Origin of the sequence: Hyphomicrobium sp., from assembly GCF_036262015.1 — a bacterium.
Classification (GTDB): domain Bacteria; phylum Pseudomonadota; class Alphaproteobacteria; order Rhizobiales; family Hyphomicrobiaceae; genus Hyphomicrobium_C.
Window position 1 is genome coordinate 38,973 of sequence record NZ_DATAJR010000011.1, and the last position, 16,536, is coordinate 55,508.

Annotated in this window: 16 protein-coding genes; 10 read left to right on the forward strand and 6 right to left on the reverse strand. The window is 60.8% G+C overall.

Features of this window, described 5'->3' with window-relative positions; all coding sequences use genetic code 11:
• Nucleotides 1-219: 219 nt before the first annotated feature.
• Together uvrA and VHO05_RS19570 are read left to right on the forward strand one after the other, a co-directional pair.
• The gene (gene uvrA, locus VHO05_RS19565; protein WP_414653820.1) at nt 220-3,189 is read left to right on the forward strand and encodes an excinuclease ABC subunit UvrA; all 2,970 of its coding nucleotides are present in this window, start codon (nt 220-222) and stop codon (nt 3,187-3,189) included.
• 225 nt (nt 3,190-3,414) lie between these two features.
• Nucleotides 3,415-3,732, forward strand: a complete 318-nt coding sequence (locus VHO05_RS19570; protein WP_329648315.1) for a hypothetical protein — start codon at nt 3,415-3,417, stop codon at nt 3,730-3,732.
• Between the two features lie 454 nt (nt 3,733-4,186).
• On the opposite strand, the gene VHO05_RS19575 is transcribed toward VHO05_RS19570, so the two are convergent.
• The 3 genes from VHO05_RS19575 to VHO05_RS19585 form a co-directional block, all read right to left on the reverse strand.
• Nucleotides 4,187-6,271: a DEAD/DEAH box helicase gene (locus tag VHO05_RS19575; protein WP_329648316.1), complete on the reverse strand. Its 2,085-nt coding sequence runs from the start codon at nt 6,269-6,271 to the stop codon at nt 4,187-4,189.
• Complete coding sequence (locus VHO05_RS19580; protein ID WP_329648317.1) at nt 6,262-7,119, reverse strand: DUF1837 domain-containing protein; 858 nt, start codon at nt 7,117-7,119, stop codon at nt 6,262-6,264. The genes VHO05_RS19575 and VHO05_RS19580 overlap by 10 nt, the downstream gene beginning before the upstream one ends.
• A 566-nt stretch (nt 7,120-7,685) precedes the next feature.
• Nucleotides 7,686-7,952, reverse strand: coding sequence for a hypothetical protein (locus tag VHO05_RS19585; protein ID WP_329648318.1), 267 nt, complete (start codon nt 7,950-7,952; stop codon nt 7,686-7,688).
• Nucleotides 7,953-8,135: 183 nt separating this feature from the next.
• Between VHO05_RS19585 and VHO05_RS19590 the strand changes: the two genes are divergently transcribed.
• The 4 genes from VHO05_RS19590 (at nt 8,136) to VHO05_RS19605 (ending at nt 10,702) form a co-directional block, all read left to right on the forward strand.
• Entirely contained in the window at nt 8,136-9,245 is a 1,110-nt protein-coding gene (locus VHO05_RS19590) for a hypothetical protein (protein WP_414653821.1), read from the forward strand.
• 77 nt (nt 9,246-9,322) lie between these two features.
• Nucleotides 9,323-9,730: a DUF302 domain-containing protein gene (locus tag VHO05_RS19595; protein WP_329648319.1), complete on the forward strand. Its 408-nt coding sequence runs from the start codon at nt 9,323-9,325 to the stop codon at nt 9,728-9,730.
• A gap of 121 nt (nt 9,731-9,851) precedes the next feature.
• Nucleotides 9,852-10,136 (forward strand): hypothetical protein, encoded by a 285-nt coding sequence (locus VHO05_RS19600; RefSeq protein ID WP_329648320.1) that lies wholly within the window; start codon nt 9,852-9,854, stop codon nt 10,134-10,136.
• Nucleotides 10,137-10,300: 164 nt separating this feature from the next.
• A complete protein-coding gene (locus VHO05_RS19605) occupies nt 10,301-10,702 on the forward strand; it encodes an FKBP-type peptidyl-prolyl cis-trans isomerase (protein WP_329648435.1) in 402 nt (133 codons plus the stop codon).
• 12 nt (nt 10,703-10,714) lie between these two features.
• Here the strand turns inward: VHO05_RS19605 and VHO05_RS19610 are convergent, their stop codons facing one another.
• Together VHO05_RS19610 and VHO05_RS19615 are read right to left on the reverse strand one after the other, a co-directional pair.
• Nucleotides 10,715-11,554, reverse strand: coding sequence for a cytidylate kinase family protein (locus VHO05_RS19610; protein ID WP_329648321.1), 840 nt, complete (start codon nt 11,552-11,554; stop codon nt 10,715-10,717).
• Nucleotides 11,555-11,630: 76 nt separating this feature from the next.
• Entirely contained in the window at nt 11,631-12,104 is a 474-nt protein-coding gene (locus VHO05_RS19615) for a YbaK/EbsC family protein (protein ID WP_329648322.1), read from the reverse strand.
• A gap of 327 nt (nt 12,105-12,431) precedes the next feature.
• Between VHO05_RS19615 and VHO05_RS19620 the strand changes: the two genes are divergently transcribed.
• A complete protein-coding gene (locus VHO05_RS19620) occupies nt 12,432-13,259 on the forward strand; it encodes a hypothetical protein (RefSeq protein ID WP_329648323.1) in 828 nt (275 codons plus the stop codon).
• 55 nt (nt 13,260-13,314) lie between these two features.
• A complete protein-coding gene (locus VHO05_RS19625; RefSeq protein ID WP_329648324.1) occupies nt 13,315-13,569 on the forward strand; it encodes a hypothetical protein in 255 nt (84 codons plus the stop codon).
• Nucleotides 13,570-13,639: 70 nt separating this feature from the next.
• Here VHO05_RS19625 and VHO05_RS19630 read toward each other — a convergent pair whose 3' ends face one another.
• Nucleotides 13,640-14,224, reverse strand: a complete 585-nt coding sequence (locus VHO05_RS19630) for a TIGR00645 family protein (protein ID WP_329648325.1) — start codon at nt 14,222-14,224, stop codon at nt 13,640-13,642.
• Between the two features lie 362 nt (nt 14,225-14,586).
• Here VHO05_RS19630 and VHO05_RS19635 point away from each other — a divergent pair, with 362 nt between their 5' ends.
• Together VHO05_RS19635 and VHO05_RS19640 are read left to right on the forward strand one after the other, a co-directional pair.
• A complete protein-coding gene (locus VHO05_RS19635) occupies nt 14,587-15,441 on the forward strand; it encodes a DUF2189 domain-containing protein (RefSeq protein ID WP_329648326.1) in 855 nt (284 codons plus the stop codon).
• Nucleotides 15,442-15,578: 137 nt separating this feature from the next.
• Nucleotides 15,579-16,349, forward strand: a complete 771-nt coding sequence (locus VHO05_RS19640) for a response regulator transcription factor (RefSeq protein WP_329648327.1) — start codon at nt 15,579-15,581, stop codon at nt 16,347-16,349.
• Nucleotides 16,350-16,536: the final 187 nt, after the last annotated feature.

Consider the following 16,536-nt stretch of genomic DNA (forward strand, 5'->3'; position numbering starts at 1 on the left):
AATCTGTGTCGGCGCGCCCGTTGGCTACCGCTCACCAGGGCCGCACCTCACTAGCACTCACCACTGCCCTCCATGAGACCACCTGCGACCGTACCTCCCCGGCCTAGCCCTTAAAACCGGGCCGCACCGCCCCCAAATCCCAGCGTCCACCCCTAATTTTTGCCCCGCGCCCTTGGGTTGCATTGCCGCCGCCCAGGCGCCGGGCTAGACGTGAGATCCATGAGCAAATCTCCGAAAAAACCGGCCGCCCGCCCCGGCTCCGACCTGATGAAAACCATCCACGTCAGGGGCGCACGCGAGCACAACCTGAAAAACGTCGACCTCGAGATCCCGCGCGACGCACTCGTCGTGTTCACGGGCCTCTCGGGCTCCGGCAAGTCGTCCCTCGCCTTCGACACCATCTACGCCGAGGGCCAGCGCCGCTACGTCGAAAGCCTCTCGGCCTATGCCCGCCAGTTCCTCGAGATGATGCAGAAGCCGGACGTCGACCACATCGACGGTCTGTCGCCCGCCATCTCCATCGAGCAGAAGACGACCTCCAAGAACCCGCGCTCGACCGTCGGCACCGTTACCGAGATCTACGACTACCTGCGCCTGCTCTTTGCGCGCGTCGGCGTACCCTATTCGCCCGCGACGGGCCTCCCCATCGAGAGCCAGACCGTCTCGCAAATGGTCGACCGCGTCCTGGAAATCCCGGAAGGCACCCGCCTCTTCCTGCTCGCCCCCATTGCGCGCGGTCGCAAGGGCGAGTTCAAGAAGGAGCTGGCGGAGTTCCAGAAGAAGGGCTTCCAGCGCGTCAAGATCGACGGCACCTTCTACGAGATCCCGGACGCGCCGAAGCTCGACAAGAAGTTCAAACACGACATCGACGTCGTGGTTGATCGTATTGTCGTGCGCGGCGACATCAAGAAGCGCCTGGCCGACAGCTTCGAAACGGCGCTCGGCCTCTCGGACGGCATCGCCGTCGCCGAGTTCGCCGACAAGCCGCTCTCGAAATCCGAAACCGAAGGCGCCAACAAGAGCAAGAACGAGACGCACGAGCGCATCACGTTCTCGGCCCGCTTCGCCTGCCCCGTCTCCGGCTTCACCATCGAGGAGATCGAGCCGCGCCTCTTCTCCTTCAACGCCCCCGCCGGCGCCTGCCCCGAATGCGACGGCCTCGGCACCGAGCTGCAGTTCGAGGCCGACCTCGTCGTTCCCGATCAGACGCTCGCTCTGAAGGACGGCGCCATCTATCCCTGGTCGAAGACCGGAAACACCTCGCCCTACTACGAGCAGACGCTCGAAGCCCTCGCCAAGCACTACAAGGTGTCCATGTCGACGCCGTGGGAGCGGCTGCCGAAGCACGTGCAGCTCGCCATCCTCTACGGCACCGGAGAGGAGGAGGTGGAGTTCACCTACGAGGACGGCCTCCGCCGTTACAAGACCGCCAAGACCTTCGAAGGCGTCATCGGCAACATCGAGCGCCGCTGGCGCGAGACGGATTCCGAATGGGTCCGCGAGGAGCTGTCGCGCTACCAGAACGCCCACCCGTGCGAGGCGTGCCACGGCTACCGCCTGAAGCCGCAAGCCCTCGCCGTCAAGGTCGGCGGCAAGCACATCGGCGAGGTCGGCGATCTCTCGATCAAAGCGGCCAACCAGTGGTTCGCCGACGTCCCCAAGACCTTCACCAAGCAGCAGACCGAGATCGCGACGCGCATCCTGAAGGAGATCCGCGAGCGCCTCGTGTTCTTGAACGACGTTGGCCTCGAATATCTGACGCTGTCGCGCTCCTCGGGCACGTTGTCCGGCGGCGAGAGCCAGCGCATTCGCCTCGCCTCGCAGATCGGCTCCGGCCTGACCGGCGTGCTCTACGTGCTCGACGAGCCCTCCATCGGCCTCCACCAGCGCGACAACGACCGCCTGCTCGGCACGCTCCGCCACCTGCGCGACCTCGGCAACACCGTCATCGTCGTCGAGCATGACGAGGACGCGATCCTCACCGCCGACCACGTCGTCGACATCGGCCCCGGCGCCGGCATCCACGGCGGCGAGATCATCGCTCAAGGGTCGCCCGACGATATCATGGCCGACCCGAAGAGCCTCACCGGCCAATACCTCTCGGGCACACGCCAGATCCCGCTGCCGAAACAGCGCCGCCCCTTCGACAAGAAGCGCACGCTGAAAGTCACGGGAGCGCGTGGCAACAACCTGCACAATCTCACCGCCGAGATCCCGCTCGGCCTCTTGACCTGCATCACCGGCGTCTCCGGCGGCGGCAAGTCTACGCTGCTGATCGATACCGTCTTCAAGGCCGTCGCCCGCAAGCTCAACAATGCGCGCGAACACCCGGCCCCCTTCGACAAGCTCGAAGGCTTGGAGAACCTCGACAAGGTGATCGACATCGACCAGTCGCCCATCGGCCGCACGCCGCGCTCGAACCCGGCGACGTACACGGGCGCCTTCACGCCGATCCGCGACTGGTTCGCGGGCCTCCCGGAATCGAAAGCGCGCGGCTACGGGCCGGGGCGCTTCTCGTTCAACGTCAAGGGCGGCCGCTGCGAGGCCTGCCAGGGCGACGGCGTCCTCAAGATTGAGATGCACTTCCTGCCCGACGTCTACGTCACCTGCGACCAGTGCAAGGGCAAGCGCTACAACCGCGAAACGCTCGAAGTGACGTTCCGCGAGAAATCCATCGCCGACGTGCTCGACATGACGGTCGAGGAAGGCGCCGATTTCTTCAAGGCCGTGCCGCCGATCCGCGACAAGCTGGAGACGCTGGCCCGCGTCGGCCTCGGCTACATCCACATCGGCCAGCAGGCGACGACCCTCTCCGGCGGCGAGGCCCAGCGCATCAAGCTGTCGAAGGAGCTCTCACGCCGCGCCACGGGACGCACGCTCTACATCCTCGACGAGCCGACTACGGGCCTCCACTTCCACGACGTGGCGAAGCTCCTGGAGGTGCTGCACGAGCTGGCTGACGCCGGCAACACGGTGGTCGTGATCGAGCACAATCTGGAGGTGATCAAGACGGCCGATTGGATCATCGACCTCGGCCCCGAGGGCGGCGACGGCGGCGGCAAGATCGTTGCCGCAGGCACGCCAGAGGACGTGGCCGCCGTGAAGGAAAGCTACACCGGCCGCTACCTGAAGGATCTTCTCGTTAGGCGTTCCAAATCGACTGGAAGCAAGAAGCAGGCGGCGGAATAGACGGCCCGGCCGGAAACCGCCCCTGCCCGAGCGCGCGGGCGCCCGCCCTATAGCCACGCCGCCACCCCATGGTTACCATGTCCCGTCGCCGCGCTTGAATTCGCCGGCGGCGCGGCTTTCATGACGGGGACAGGCGTTTCAAGGGAGGCGTCACGGTCGGCGTTTGGTGGGGACCGAACCGTTACGCACTCGGTTCAGCAGTCATCCAGCTATGGAGCACCCACCGTGCGCACGCGTAAAGCCTCGCTCACCTTCTCGGCCGCAGCCCTTGCGCTCGGCCTCGCCGCCGCCCATCAAGCTTGGGCCGAGCCATCCACCACGATGCAGGGGATGACGGTCGCACAGTCCGAAGACTCGATCATCTCGAACCCGCCGCAGCCGGACCCCCAGACCCTGACGAACCCGAGCGCCAACAAGCCCGTCACGCCGGCCGAAGTGGCCGAATGCATGAAGAGCTGGGACCCACAGTCGGGCATGAGCAAGGAAGAGTACAAGAAGTCGTGCGAAAGCTCGCTCAGGTACTTCCCCGAGAAGGGCGACTGACGCGTCCCGGCCCTTAGACCCAGGCAGGGCCGTACCCGCGAGCCCAGCGACTGCAACGTGGCCTTGCCACGCCGGGGCGGCCTTGCGTCCGTGAGCCAAAGCCACACCGGGCGGCGCGCAAACAACGAACGGCAAAAGGAAACAGGCGGCGGAGTAACGCCGTACTCCCACCGCCTGCCCGCTATTTCAGAGGCGCTTACTTGCCGCCGGGAGAAGCCTTCGGCTTCTCCTTCTTCGGCTTGCGCTTTTCCTTCTGTGCTCTCTGGCCTTTCGACATGACTGCGGTCTCCCTGCTTGTATGACCTTGCATCAGGTTAGCGCCGGAAACGGGCGATTCCCAGACATGGCGTGCGCAGAATGGCCCCCCAGGCGGAGGAGAAACCCGGCCGAGAACGCGAAAGCGGCAGACCGGGGCCTGCCGCTTGCTCATGCGCACGGCACCAGATCTTGCTGATCAAGCCGGAAGAGCATCCAAGATCCAAGCGCATTCAAGCCTCGACAGGCGCGGATCGTTCGCCATCGCTAGATCACGCAACTTTCGGGTCAAAGTTGCAACCGTTTCATTGGAGCCGCCAAATCGTTCAGCAATCTGGATGGGAACGCCTTGCTCCTCCAAAACTTTCAAAACTTCGGGTCGAAACCAGCGAGGCATTTCAGCAGTAAACAGTGAATAGTCGGCGCGCTCACCTGCCTTGGTCACGAACAACTCCACACAGCCGAAAAGCTCCGGCAAGCTATACTCACAGGCGCGCAGAAACTTGAAGACATTGTCTAACTTGTCCAGCTCTCCACGATACGACGTCGAATGCCAACTAAAGAACGCCCGCATTGTTGTCGATTGACGGAGCTTGTTGAGGTACATGGCAAGTTGATTGGCGCTCGTAACGCCGAACTCCCGTGGCCTGCGGACCGAGCAGATGATTTCACATACAGCGCGGAATTCGTCATATCGTGGGTGACCGGTCCAACTTAGTTGAGCCTGCTCGCCTAGGGCATCCTTGGTCTTGTCCTTCACTGCTTCGATTGTATCGATGCCAATCGACGAGAGACGCTTCACTTCTTCCCAGGTGAGACCAAGGCGGTCGATAAGACCGCTGACCCTGTCACTTATGGCGTCGCTCGCTTCCTCTTGTGCAATATGCACGACGAACTCGTCGGGAGCGCTGTCGAGGTCACCAAACAGCGGGGGATTTACATCGACATCTTCATGGCCCGGCGGACTGTGAAACAAGAAGACTTTACCAACATGATGCTGACCGAGTCTCCCGGCACGACCTCGGATGTTCGAGAAGGTGAAAAAATCATACTGCTCGCGATTGATGGTCTTATCGTAGATTAGAACCGCCTTCGCAGCCGTATTGACGCCTTCAATAAGAGTCGACGTGCAGATGAGGATCGGCAGCATCCGATCGTTAAACAATTTGACGAACCGTGAAGCGAGCGCGCGCGGTATGCGACCGTGGTGCACCCCGACCCCGGATGCCACCGCTTTGCTCAGCTCCCACCGCCCGCCATAGTTCAGGTCGATCCAGGTCGCAAGCTCGCTCCCCATTCCGACCACCGTGTCGGTGTCGGCAAGGTCGGCAGCCAACTGATTGGCTTTGTCGGGGGAAGAGACAAATACAAGTGCGGGCCAGTTGTCCTCCTTGTAGACTTCCTCAACAAGCCTTGCGTCCTTGTCAGCAACGCCCTTGAGATCGAAGGTATCGACGGCAACCGTGGAAAAACGTGTCCTAAGGAACTCAAAGCGCCAACGAGTGTTCGAAGCGATCTGGACGCTCTCTATATTGGGGCCCAGAAAGAAGAACTGCCTGGCTCTGCGGAGTAGCTGGTAAACAGCAGCGTTCAATGTGACACTTCGGTCATCACGCCGAGCTGGATCAAGCTTGTAGAACTCATCGACAACAACGAGGTCGAGCGTTCCCAGATCCTCTCGGTTGATCAGTCGTTCCTGCGTACCTAGGAAGATGACTTTTGCCTTCGACGGCGCTTCGGAATGGTGCATAAGGATGTCAAAATCCGATCCAAAGCGCGCGACAAGCCGACGCCTAAACTCATCCAGAAGGGCAATGGTCGGGAGCACGATTGCAACACGGCTATACCGGCCGGACAACAAAAGCGCATCAATCAGTATGCTTTTTCCGAAGCTAGTCGGTGCACTGAGAATAAGATTTTTTCCTGCCAAGAGCACGTTTAACGCAGCTATCTGCTCCTTATGCAGCGTAATGCCACCGAGTTTCTCGACCGTGACAGCCTCGGCAACAAACGCATCGCTCGTGTCCGAATGCGACGTGTCGATGTAATTCCACAAACCGACCGATCGGGCCAAGCTGCTCAGCAACTGAGAATATGAAGCCGCATCCGGACGCTCCGATATCAGGTCCGCAAGCCGCGGCACGGCGCCAAGAATGTCCGGATCGTCGGGTTCACCTGCCTGGATCTCGACGGCAAGATCCTGCAACAGAGAAAAAAGGCGCGTCTTAAGCACGTCGCTTTCAAGCGCCTTCAACTCATCCCAGCGAACAGGTTCTATCGCCATTGGAGCCCTTTCAACCGATCGTCGAATGCGCTCGCGAGCGCATCTTTGTTGTCGAGGGGGATATAGACGACAACGATGCGAAGCTGAGTTGCTAGAGGGCTGGCTGCAACTTTTGCAACCAAGCGGTTCAGCTCAGAGACAGCGTCGACCACATAGGAATCGCATTTTGATGTCGCTTTTTTCAACCCCTCGCTGTCGCACAGGATACCAATGACGAACACGGAAGCTTTCAAGAACTCGTCCAGGCTGGTCTGTGTCCTGAAGACTCGCAGGATCTGTTCGTAGTGCGGTGTGTTTTTCGAGATCTGCGGCCCAAGTAGAAGCTTCTCATTGGTTAGGAAGCCTTGGTCGATATGAGATGCGACGGAGGTGATCGCAGCGGAGATTGCTTGATCCCCATCGGCGTAAAGCTTCGATTCACCGAGCCAGATCTCAAAGGTGTCACTGGAGGGAAATCGGGCGTGAACCATATCAAACGATTTGATGGGATCGTTCGAACTGGACTTATAGAACACCCGAGGCGAGATCGGGATCGTATCGAAGAAATCGCGACACACTGCATGCAGTGCTATTTCGCCAGCCTCTCCGCGTCTGGCATACTGCGCGCTTGTATACACGCGCACGGCCGCCTGCTGGAGTTTTACATACGCGTTGCCATGGTGAACACGCAGCTCTTCTTCCAATAGGGCGTAATCTGGAAGCCATTCGATGAGATGATTGGCGAACGAGCCACATCGCCATTTTCCAAACTCGAAACCAGCGCAGTAGCTCAGACCACGAGGGTTTGAGGATGCCTCATCGTGCAACTGATCCAATAACCTTGAAGGCTTAAAATCATAAATTGTCATACGAGCACAACTGCTCTTTTCTCAATCGAGAAGTCAACGTGTGGTAGTTATTATTCACTTGATAAATGCGGAAAGTTGCATTGCAAAAAGGCCCATCTAAACTTATCCCCGCCGCCCCATCCTCCGCATACGCCCTCCGTATCCCGCCCATCCGGGGGCCGGCGCGAGCTGGGCGTTTGGTGGGCGGGGAGCTGCGCCTCCGCTTATCGCTGGTACCATCAGCTAGGCTGGCAAGGTGCGGAGCCGTCTTCTCGATGTGATGGATTGGGAAGCAAACGCGCACACGGTGGATGTTCGGGTGCGCGGCTTCGTGCCGGTGGAGGTCGTGTCGCGATGGAGTAGGGTTGTGCCGGAGGCGCGCAAGCCAAAGGTATAAGCCGCTCACCTCGTCGCGATGCTGGGCAGCGGCGGAGCGGCTTGGCCGCATCCCCGAGTTCTACCCACGGCCTGCCGCTCCGCTCCCCGGAGTTCTCACTTGCACACCGCTCTTTGAACCGATCCGCACGCACACCCGCGAGCCCGGCGCTGCGCGGCTATCGATCCGCGCCCGCGCGCATCCGCGCGCGTTACGCGTCCGGCTCCGCAGCGCCCTGCGCCGCCCGGAAGCTCTCCAGGTCCACGACATTGCTGCCGGGCCCGTTCACTTCCGAAAAATGCGTCACCTTGTTGGCGTCGCAAACGTAGAGCCACTTCCAGTCGAACAGCTCGCCGTCGCGCACATAGCCCAGCACCGCACCCTTCTTGGTGCGCCAGAACAGCGAAGGCGGCAGCTCGGTGCCGTCCTTCACCCAGTTCGGTTCGACATACTCGGCAACGGGTTTCCAATGGATCATCGGCGTTCCTTGCAGGACCAGCGGCAGAGGTTTCAGAGATCGCGCGGCGGCAATCTGAACCGCGAAGGCGCATTTTCGCGGCGACATTCGCCAAAGACGGGGACACAGTCAATCGCCGCGTGCGCCCTCCGGCGTGACGCGCACGCCCGTTCCCGCTATCGTGGCGGGATGATAGCGCATTCAATGGTCAGAGCGATCCTGCGGTGTTGCGCGGCGATGCTTGCGATCGCATTGCCGGACCTCGCCCCTCCCGGCATCGGCGGCGTGGCACCGGCATTGGCCGAGACCGCCAAGCTGACGAAGGAGCAGGCGGCCGCTGTCGCCGCCTACGACAAGGCCCTCGCCGACTTCAAGGCAATCCTGGCCCAGCGCCGCGCCGAGATCGACGCCAAGAAAAAGCTGCCGAAGCTGCCCGGGCAAGCCATCTACCTCGCGCGCCTCAAGGTGATGAGTACCTACAAGGACCTGACCGACGCGCTGCCGTCGCGCATCGGCCGGCCCAACAGTTACGGCGTCCCGCCCGCCTACTTCGACGCCGCCATCGAGCCCCTGATCGAAGAGTATGCGGCCCTGTTCAAGATCATGCAGGCGCCGCCCGCGTTCGCGCTGGCCTCCGAAACGCCGATGAAGGACGTGATCAACCTCGGCCGTGTGATCGCGCGCGCCAAGGGCGCCGACGCGGACTCAGCCGAGGTGGCGGGCCGCATCAGCCTCGCCCTCTTCTTCGCCGAGACCAACGGCCGCCAGAACATCGGCAACGCGCGCTCGAACACCTACAAGGGCAGCCTGCAGACGGGACCGTCCGAAGATCGCAAGGGCCGCAGGAAGTGGGCCGCGATCAAGAGCAGGATCGCAAAATTGGATCCCAAGCTTTCCGCCCGCGACGACACCGAAGAGAAGCGCGCCGCCAAGATCGACCAGCGCTACAATCACTGGACCGCCGTGCGCAACGGACTCATGAACGCGCATGCGGAGCACTTCGCCGACATCCCGGCCATCGTGAAGATGCTCCCCGACGAGATCGATCAGATGAAGCTGTTCGAGCTGATCCAGATCATTCCGACGCCGACGCGCGCCGCGCTGCAATCGGGTGATGTCGCGAGCTACAGGATTTCGGACCCACGGATCATGGGCTTCCTGCGCAACAACAGCATCTTCACCTTCGGCAAGGCGGATCGGGCGAAGACCTCCGCCACGTACCGCGAAATCCTCGACGCCATGTGGCTGTTCAACCAGAAGTTCGAGAAGGCCAAGGCCAAGTATCACGCCATCGAGCACGGAGCCGTGGAATAGCGCTTATCCTCTGGCCTCGAAGACAAGAGACTATCGACAGGGTAGCATCCCGCGCCAAACCAAGGGTGTGAAACAGCATGGCGCATCAGGGCTTGATCACGCGGGCGAGCGACTTCGATCCCACCGAGACAATGAATCGGCTGGAGGCAGCCGTTCAGCGCCGCGGCGCGACGATCCTGGCGCGCATCGACCACGCAGCCGCAGCCGCCAGCGTGCATCTCCCGCTGCGCCCGACGGCAGTTCTGATCTTCGGCAATCCGAAAACCGGCACCCCCCTCATGCAGGTAGAGCAAACGACGGGCATCGACCTGCCGCTCAAAGCCCTCGTGTGGCAGGATGCGGATCGGAAGACGCAGCTGTCCTACAACGCTCCGCAATGGATTGCGGAGCGGCACGCAGTTGAAGGCGCGGAGCAGACGGTGGCGGCCATGCGGGAAACCCTTGTCGCAATTGTCGATGAGGCAACGAAGAAAGAGCCGACGTAGTACGATCTACATTCCGCGCCTTCGGCGCCAAGATGCCGCCCGCGTGCGCCATCCTCCCGCCGCCTGGAGTGTGCTAGAAGCGACTCACTCGTCTCTAGGGGCAATGTACGAGAGGGATACTATGAACCGTTTGCTTATGATCGCATCGCTGGCCGTCGGCCTCACCGCAACGGCAGCGTTGGCCGAGGTCAATCAGGCCGTCAAGGACGCCTGCCGCGACGACTACCACAAGCACTGCGACAAGCTTGAAGTCGGCAGCCCGGAGCTGCGCACCTGCATGAAGTCGAAGGCTACCGAACTGTCCCAGGGCTGCCTCGAGGCGCTCGTGAACAACAAGGAAGTCACGCAGGAAGACGTCGACGCCTACGTCAAGGAAATGGAAGAGAAGGCGAAGGCGCAGAAGTAAGCGAGGCGTGCGCGGGGCTCGCCAATGCGGACCCCGCGCACAACCTTCAAAAAACGACAGAGGCCCGCGAGAGAGGCCCAATGAATTCGGGAGGAACTGAAATGCGCACTTCTTCTATTGCGACGGCCTTCAAAACGATGAGCATCGTCGTCGCTGCTGCCGGCATGCTCGCCATAACTACTGCGGGGCCCACCTGGGCACAAGACGTTGGCGCAGCACAGACGACAGCGTCCGGGTTGAAGATTGTCGACACCGTTGTTGGCACAGGCGCAACGCCCAAGACGGGCCAGTCTTGCGTCATGCACTACACCGGGTGGCTCTACGAGAACGGCGCCAAGGGTAAGAAATTCGACAGCTCGGTTGATCGCGGCGAGCCCTTCCAATTCCAGATCGGCACGGGACAGGTCATCGGAGGTTGGGACGAGGGCGTCGCTACGATGAAGGTTGGCGGCAAGCGCACGTTGATCATTCCGCCGGATCTCGGCTACGGCGCACGCGGCGCTGGCGGCGTCATCCCTCCCAACGCCACGCTCATCTTCGATGTCGAACTCCTGGACGTGAAGTAATCCGCTGGGGTGCTATGGGTCGCTCGGGCCGTGGGGGGCAAATGCAATGTGCGAGATTTTGCTCTCCACGCGCTCGACTCCTTCGATCCCTTGCAACAGACGCACGACCTCAACGATCAGTTTTTCATCGGTCGTAGCTCCCGTCAGTGTGACCTTGCCACCTTCGACGTGGGCGTCGAACCCGTGCTGACGGGAGGTCGCGCCGAACCTTTTATCCATGACAGAACGCACGCGCGCCAGGAGCAACTGATCAGCAAGTTCGCCACGTGATTGAGCCGTTTCCTGAAAAGCCGGGCTCTCACTTAGTCGAACGATATGATCAACACAGTCGCGAATGGGAACCCGGGCCGTATTGAGCACTATCGAATAGAGAGCTGGGTCGGCCCAATCGATTCCGAACAGCTTCTGCATCGTCCCGTTGTGGGCGGCATCATTGCGTTCGATTTCGCGGCGCGCCAGATTGGCATCTCTGAGCTCCAGCCGATCCATCAGAACCTTTTCTCGGAATGCCATCGGCGCGCAGATGCGTACGCATACGACGTGCTGCACAGACCTAAGAAGATATGGCGCACCCCACCCGCGTATGAGCGCGTTGCCCTTGGCCGCAAGCTCGAGAATTTCTTGCGCCGTGTATCGTGACAGTCGCCTGCGATCGGTCGTCCAGCGAGCAAGGAGAGACGCCTCTCCTTCGAGCAAGCGATGCACCTCACTGCCCGCCATACCAGTGCGTTTGGCGATGTCGTGCTCGACGAGTTCATGATGAATGATGGTGAGACCCAGCTGCTCTGCGAGACCCGCGGCCACTTCGCTGCCGCGCGTCGCCATTTCTCGGGTCATTGCGATTACGGTCATTGCAATCTGCCCACGCTGCAGAGATGACGACGGGACTGCGCCAACACGGCAACGTTATCGCGCTCGCGGGATGCAGTCAGGCACGCGGCGCGCTGAAGCGGCCATGAGGGAACTTGGCCATCATCCGCTGGAACTCTCGGCCCGTCATGTGCACCAGCGTACGATGGTCACCGCCTTCGAAGTATACGTCGCTGAACCCCTCCAGGCTCTCGTCGACAACGGCAGGCAACCCGTAAGCGCCCGCGATCGGCGGGATGGCTCCAAGCGCGCAATCTTCAAAGACACCGGCGACCTCCTCTTCAGTGGCAAGACCAACTGTCTGGTTCAGCCACGTACCGAGATCGTTGAGCGTCACTTGGCGCGAAGCCGGCACAACCGCAAGCAGGTAACCGTCCTTGCGCCTGATGAGTACGCCCTTTGCCAGATTGTTTTCGGAAATCGCAGTCGCGTGTGCCGTTTCCTGCGAGGTGTGTGTCGCGTCATGCGTCATCACCTCAAAAGGCAAACACAAATCTTCTAGGTACTGCTGGATCGATAGAGCGATAGCCATGGAAAGCCTCCATACAGCCGTCTCACAACGGCCCATTCAGAGCCAGCCGCGACTGGGGCATCATCGACCGCGATCTGAAACGATCGGGAAAGCTAGCCGGAGACAATCAGATGACGTCAGTCGCCGGTCCGCGCTCGCTGTTCCACTATAGTTTATTCCCTCTCCCAATCCGTCGCAACGCCAAGGGCAAACGCTCATCCCTGCGATCCGCTCCGGACGTTGCTGCTCCGCACAAGTCATCGTTTAGGCTCAAACTGATGTCATCGGGTTGTGCGGGGACTGGCGCAAAAGCAAGGGCCACGCACCTGAGAAGCCTAAGGAGATTGCATGTCGAAACGACTACTGCTGGCAATTGTGTCCGCAATGGCCTTGTTGATGCCGCTCGCGAGTGCTGAAGCGCAGCGCGGCCGCGATGACTGGCGGCCCGATAACCGCACCGATTGGGACTTGCTCGGAAAGGCCGAAATTGGCACGCGCCTCGAGCGCGACGTTATCGAGGTGGGACGCCGCGAAGGACGCTTCAGCGCGATTGGCTTCACGGTCTCCGGCAGCGACGTGCGCATCGAAGATCTCCGGATTATCTACGTCGGCGGCGAGGTGGACGAGCTTCGCGTCCGCGATTTCTTCAAAGCCGGCACACGCTCGCGGCCGATCGACCTCCCCGGTCGTGGGAGCTTCATCCAACGCATCGAGGTGACTTATCGCGCGCCGGGACCGGTTCGGATCGAGTTCTATGGCGAAAGGCGGCGCGAACCGGTTTGGGCGGAGCTTGGCTGCAAGAGCGTTGGCTTCCTCGAAACGAACGACGTAATCCGCGTCGGCCGCCGTGAGGGCGCGTTCAGCGCCATCAAGCTGCAGGTCTCGGATGCAAAGCTCAGGTTGCAGCGCCTGCGCATCGTCTTCGGAGATGGCACTTCGCAAACCTACGACGTGCGTTCCGTCATTCCCGCTGGGGCCGAGACCCATCCGCTCGATCTCGATGGCCGGCGCCGGATCATCGAGCGCATCGAACTCGACTATCTGCCCTCAATCAGCCTGAAGCGTCCCTCACGGGTTTGCGTGCTCGCCATCGAAGGCCGCAGCGGACCTGGTGGCGGTCCCGGCGGCGGATGGGGCGGCGGTCCCGGTCGCGATGGACCTCCTGGCCGGCGCTGACGCGAGACCAGTGACCACATCACCCAAACAATCGTTCGAGGAGAGGATCCTTGCCATGAAGACCAAGATTGCCGCTGCAGCCGCTCTGATAATGCTGGCCGCGCCTGCCTATGCTGCCCCACCCGCCGACCAGGATGCCTGCAACAAGTTAGCGTTCAACCTCGCGGAGAAGGCTGCCGCCAAGAAGCTCGCAGAAGCTGCCGCTACGAAGGTCGACGAGCTGATCTCGAAGCTGGAAGGCCAATGCGCCGACGGAAAGCTGGCCGAGGCTGATGCGACGGCGAAAGAAGTCGATGCCGCTCTGAAGTAAGCTGAAAAGCTGAATTTCAACGGGAACGGCGCGAGGAACACCTCGCGCCGTTCTCTTTTCGACATTGGGCCTAGTGCGCCTCAGCACTCTTTGCCTGCTTGTGCGCAGCATGAGCGTGTCCCAGATGATCGACGTAGGCGATGCCCATTGCAGACAGGATGAACGTCACGTGGATGATCGTCTGCCACATCACCCCGGCCTCGGTGAATTTTGCGCCTTCAATCCCGAGATTTCCGGCCTCGATGAAGGTCTTGAGAAGGTGGATTGACGAGATGCCGATGATAGCCATCGCGAGCTTGATCTTGAGCACGCTGGCGTTGACGTGATCGAGCCATTCCGGCTGGTCAGGGTGGCCTTGCAGCCTCAAGCGCGAGACGAAGGTCTCGTAGCCGCCGACGATGACCATGACAAGTAGATTCGAAATCATCACAACGTCGATCAAGCCGAGCACGATCAGCATGATCTGCTGTTCGCCGAATGACGATGCGTGGCCCAATAAGTGGATGAGCTCTTTCATGAAGAGAAAAACGTAGACGCACTGCGCGACGATGAGACCGAGGTAGAGGGGCACCTGCAGCCAGCGCGATCCGAAGATCAGCGAGGCGAGGATGCGCAGCGATGAGTTGTCGAAGGGCGGCGAGGATGTACGAGGCATGAGTGACCCTATGCGGTGACGCTCGTTCCTGACGACGAGCCGCGCTCGATTAGCATTCCGACATCGGATTCGAAACGAGGTGTGCTCGCACGCCTCATCCTTTCGTAGTTTTCCCGAAGGTCCGTCACGCCAATCATTTCGACCCGCCCCAGCATCGAGCAGTCCGACCGACCTCAAAATGCACATCTGCAGCATTAAAAAGAAAACAGTCCGCCAATGCCTTGATGAGCCGGACCCTATTGAATTGCCACAATCCCCAACGCATCTCAGGTATACGGCGCCGTGCAATGCACATGACAGGAAAGGCGCTTGGCCACCTCTTGGCGCCGCGAGTGCCCAAGCACAGCTTGGGAGGACAGGCCATGACCAACTACGTATCGGGCGCAGGTGGCAGCCACCCACATGAGCCTGGCGTCGATTTGAAATGGCCGGCCTCGGCAATCTGGCGTTCCGGCGAACCAGCGGTTCGTCAGATCCGATTGACGGACATTAAGGACGTCATTGTTGAGGGCATAGCGGATTTCAACGCGGCGCCCACGCATGCCATTTTTCTCTGCCTGATCTATCCGATCGTTGGCTTGGTTCTCTTCAGGGTGACGTTCGGCTATCACCTTCTGCCGCTGGTTTATCCGCTGCTCGGCGGCTTTGCCTTGATCGGCCCGGCAATTGCGGTTGGACTCTATGAGATAAGCCGGCGCCGCGAGCTTGGGCTCGACGTTTCTGCTTGGCATGTGTTGGAGGTCTATCGCTCCCCGCATATCGGAGCGATCATCCGCCTCAGCATTGTCCTGCTCGCGATCTTCGTCGCCTGGATGATGACGGCTAGAGCTCTTTATATGCAGAGCTTTGGCAGCAATCCTCCAACCTCCGTCTCTCAATTCGTGAACGATATTCTGACAACTCCCGCGGGTCATCAGGTCATCTTTGCGGGCAATCTCATCGGCTTCTTCTTTGCGGCCCTCGTGTTGGTGATCAGCGTGGTCTCGTTCCCCATGCTCGTCGACCGCGACGTCAGCGTCTCGACGGCTGTACGCACCTCGGTAAGGGCAGCATTCGCAAATCCGATCCCGATCGCGGCATGGGGTCTTTTGGTTGCGGTCTCTCTGATCCTGGGGGCCTTGCCCCTCTTCTTTGGCCTCGCCGTAGTCTTCCCGGTGCTAGGGCACGCGACTTGGCATCTCTATCGCAAGTTGGTGAGCCCAAACGAGGTTATCTAGCAATCAGATGCCCCCTTGGCCGGTCGTAGTAGCCTTGACTGCCGGACAGTGTGCTTAAGATTGAACCGAAATTGACCATCGCAGGCAACGCCTGCGATGGTATTCATGCTTGTGCGGATCCGATGAGGCGCCGAGCTATGGTTTCGCCCTCGAACATCGACATATCGAAACTGGGTTCCGACATGCTGCGGTTCACCAGCAGCGTCGATCAGCTCGACAATCCCGACGACGTTCTCGATCACCTGCACAAAGTGACGATCCACGACGCGCAATTGAGCGTGTTGGGGGCCGCACAATTTCCCCTTCGCTGGGGCGACATGGCAGGTGTCGAGCTCGGCAAGACGGTATTTTTGCATAAGAGCACGCCCGAGGGCTGGTGGGAGGAGCACGTAGAGCTGAGCCGCTCGCAACCCGGATGCGGCTTCATGTTCTCCCAATTGTCCCTCGCCCCTTTCACCATGTCGGAGTTGATGCGTATTCTCGAGCCGCTTGGCGCGGAGAGATGGCCGTTCGAGCTCGGCCTCAAATACGGAATGCGCGATCGGTTCAACTGTCCGGTCGGCGGCCGATGGGTTGTCACATACTGGTCGAAGACCGTGCTGACGTCTCGTCTCTCTGAAAAGGCGCGAGCCATCCTGTTTATGGGTGGAACGTTTGCTGCCATTAGGCTGCAGAAGCTGGTGCAGTCCTCAGCCGATAGGATTGGTCAGGCCATCAGCCTCACCCCGCGCGAGCTCGCCGTGCTGCGGCTGCTGTCGGTAGGGCATCAGCTCAAGGACACCGCTTCACTGCTCGAGCTGGGTGAGGAAACCGTGCGCACCCACCTCAAGAAGGCGCAAGCCAAACTGGGTGTGAAATCGCGCACACATGCCGTGGCACAAGCCATCCGCCGGCGACTGATCCCATAATATCGCGGCCGCAGGTCTCACCCAAACCGGGGATGGCGCGCAGCCAATATTTCGCCCAGTGTCCGGCGGCGACTTCCTGCCTGGAGGCCAAGGGCATCGGCATATTTCGCCGTTGTTAGTCGCGACAAAGCGCGAGGGACCCGCTCGTCCCTCGCGCCGAAAATTCCATTTTGGGGGACGGGCTGTC

Coding starts and splice junctions, on each gene's coding strand:
- uvrA (WP_414653820.1), top strand. CDS start 220: ATGAGCAAATCTCCGAAAAAACCGGCCGCCCGCCCCGGCTCCGACCTG.
- VHO05_RS19575 (WP_329648316.1), bottom strand. CDS start 6,271: ATGGCGATAGAACCTGTTCGCTGGGATGAGTTGAAGGCGCTTGAAAGC.
- VHO05_RS19580 (WP_329648317.1), bottom strand. CDS start 7,119: ATGACAATTTATGATTTTAAGCCTTCAAGGTTATTGGATCAGTTGCAC.
- VHO05_RS19585 (WP_329648318.1), bottom strand. CDS start 7,952: ATGATCCATTGGAAACCCGTTGCCGAGTATGTCGAACCGAACTGGGTG.
- VHO05_RS19590 (WP_414653821.1), top strand. CDS start 8,136: ATGGTCAGAGCGATCCTGCGGTGTTGCGCGGCGATGCTTGCGATCGCA.
- VHO05_RS19595 (WP_329648319.1), top strand. CDS start 9,323: ATGGCGCATCAGGGCTTGATCACGCGGGCGAGCGACTTCGATCCCACC.
- VHO05_RS19600 (WP_329648320.1), top strand. CDS start 9,852: ATGAACCGTTTGCTTATGATCGCATCGCTGGCCGTCGGCCTCACCGCA.
- VHO05_RS19605 (WP_329648435.1), top strand. CDS start 10,301: ATGCTCGCCATAACTACTGCGGGGCCCACCTGGGCACAAGACGTTGGC.
- VHO05_RS19610 (WP_329648321.1), bottom strand. CDS start 11,554: ATGACCGTAATCGCAATGACCCGAGAAATGGCGACGCGCGGCAGCGAA.
- VHO05_RS19615 (WP_329648322.1), bottom strand. CDS start 12,104: ATGGCTATCGCTCTATCGATCCAGCAGTACCTAGAAGATTTGTGTTTG.
- VHO05_RS19620 (WP_329648323.1), top strand. CDS start 12,432: ATGTCGAAACGACTACTGCTGGCAATTGTGTCCGCAATGGCCTTGTTG.
- VHO05_RS19625 (WP_329648324.1), top strand. CDS start 13,315: ATGAAGACCAAGATTGCCGCTGCAGCCGCTCTGATAATGCTGGCCGCG.
- VHO05_RS19630 (WP_329648325.1), bottom strand. CDS start 14,224: ATGCCTCGTACATCCTCGCCGCCCTTCGACAACTCATCGCTGCGCATC.
- VHO05_RS19635 (WP_329648326.1), top strand. CDS start 14,587: ATGACCAACTACGTATCGGGCGCAGGTGGCAGCCACCCACATGAGCCT.
- VHO05_RS19640 (WP_329648327.1), top strand. CDS start 15,579: ATGGTTTCGCCCTCGAACATCGACATATCGAAACTGGGTTCCGACATG.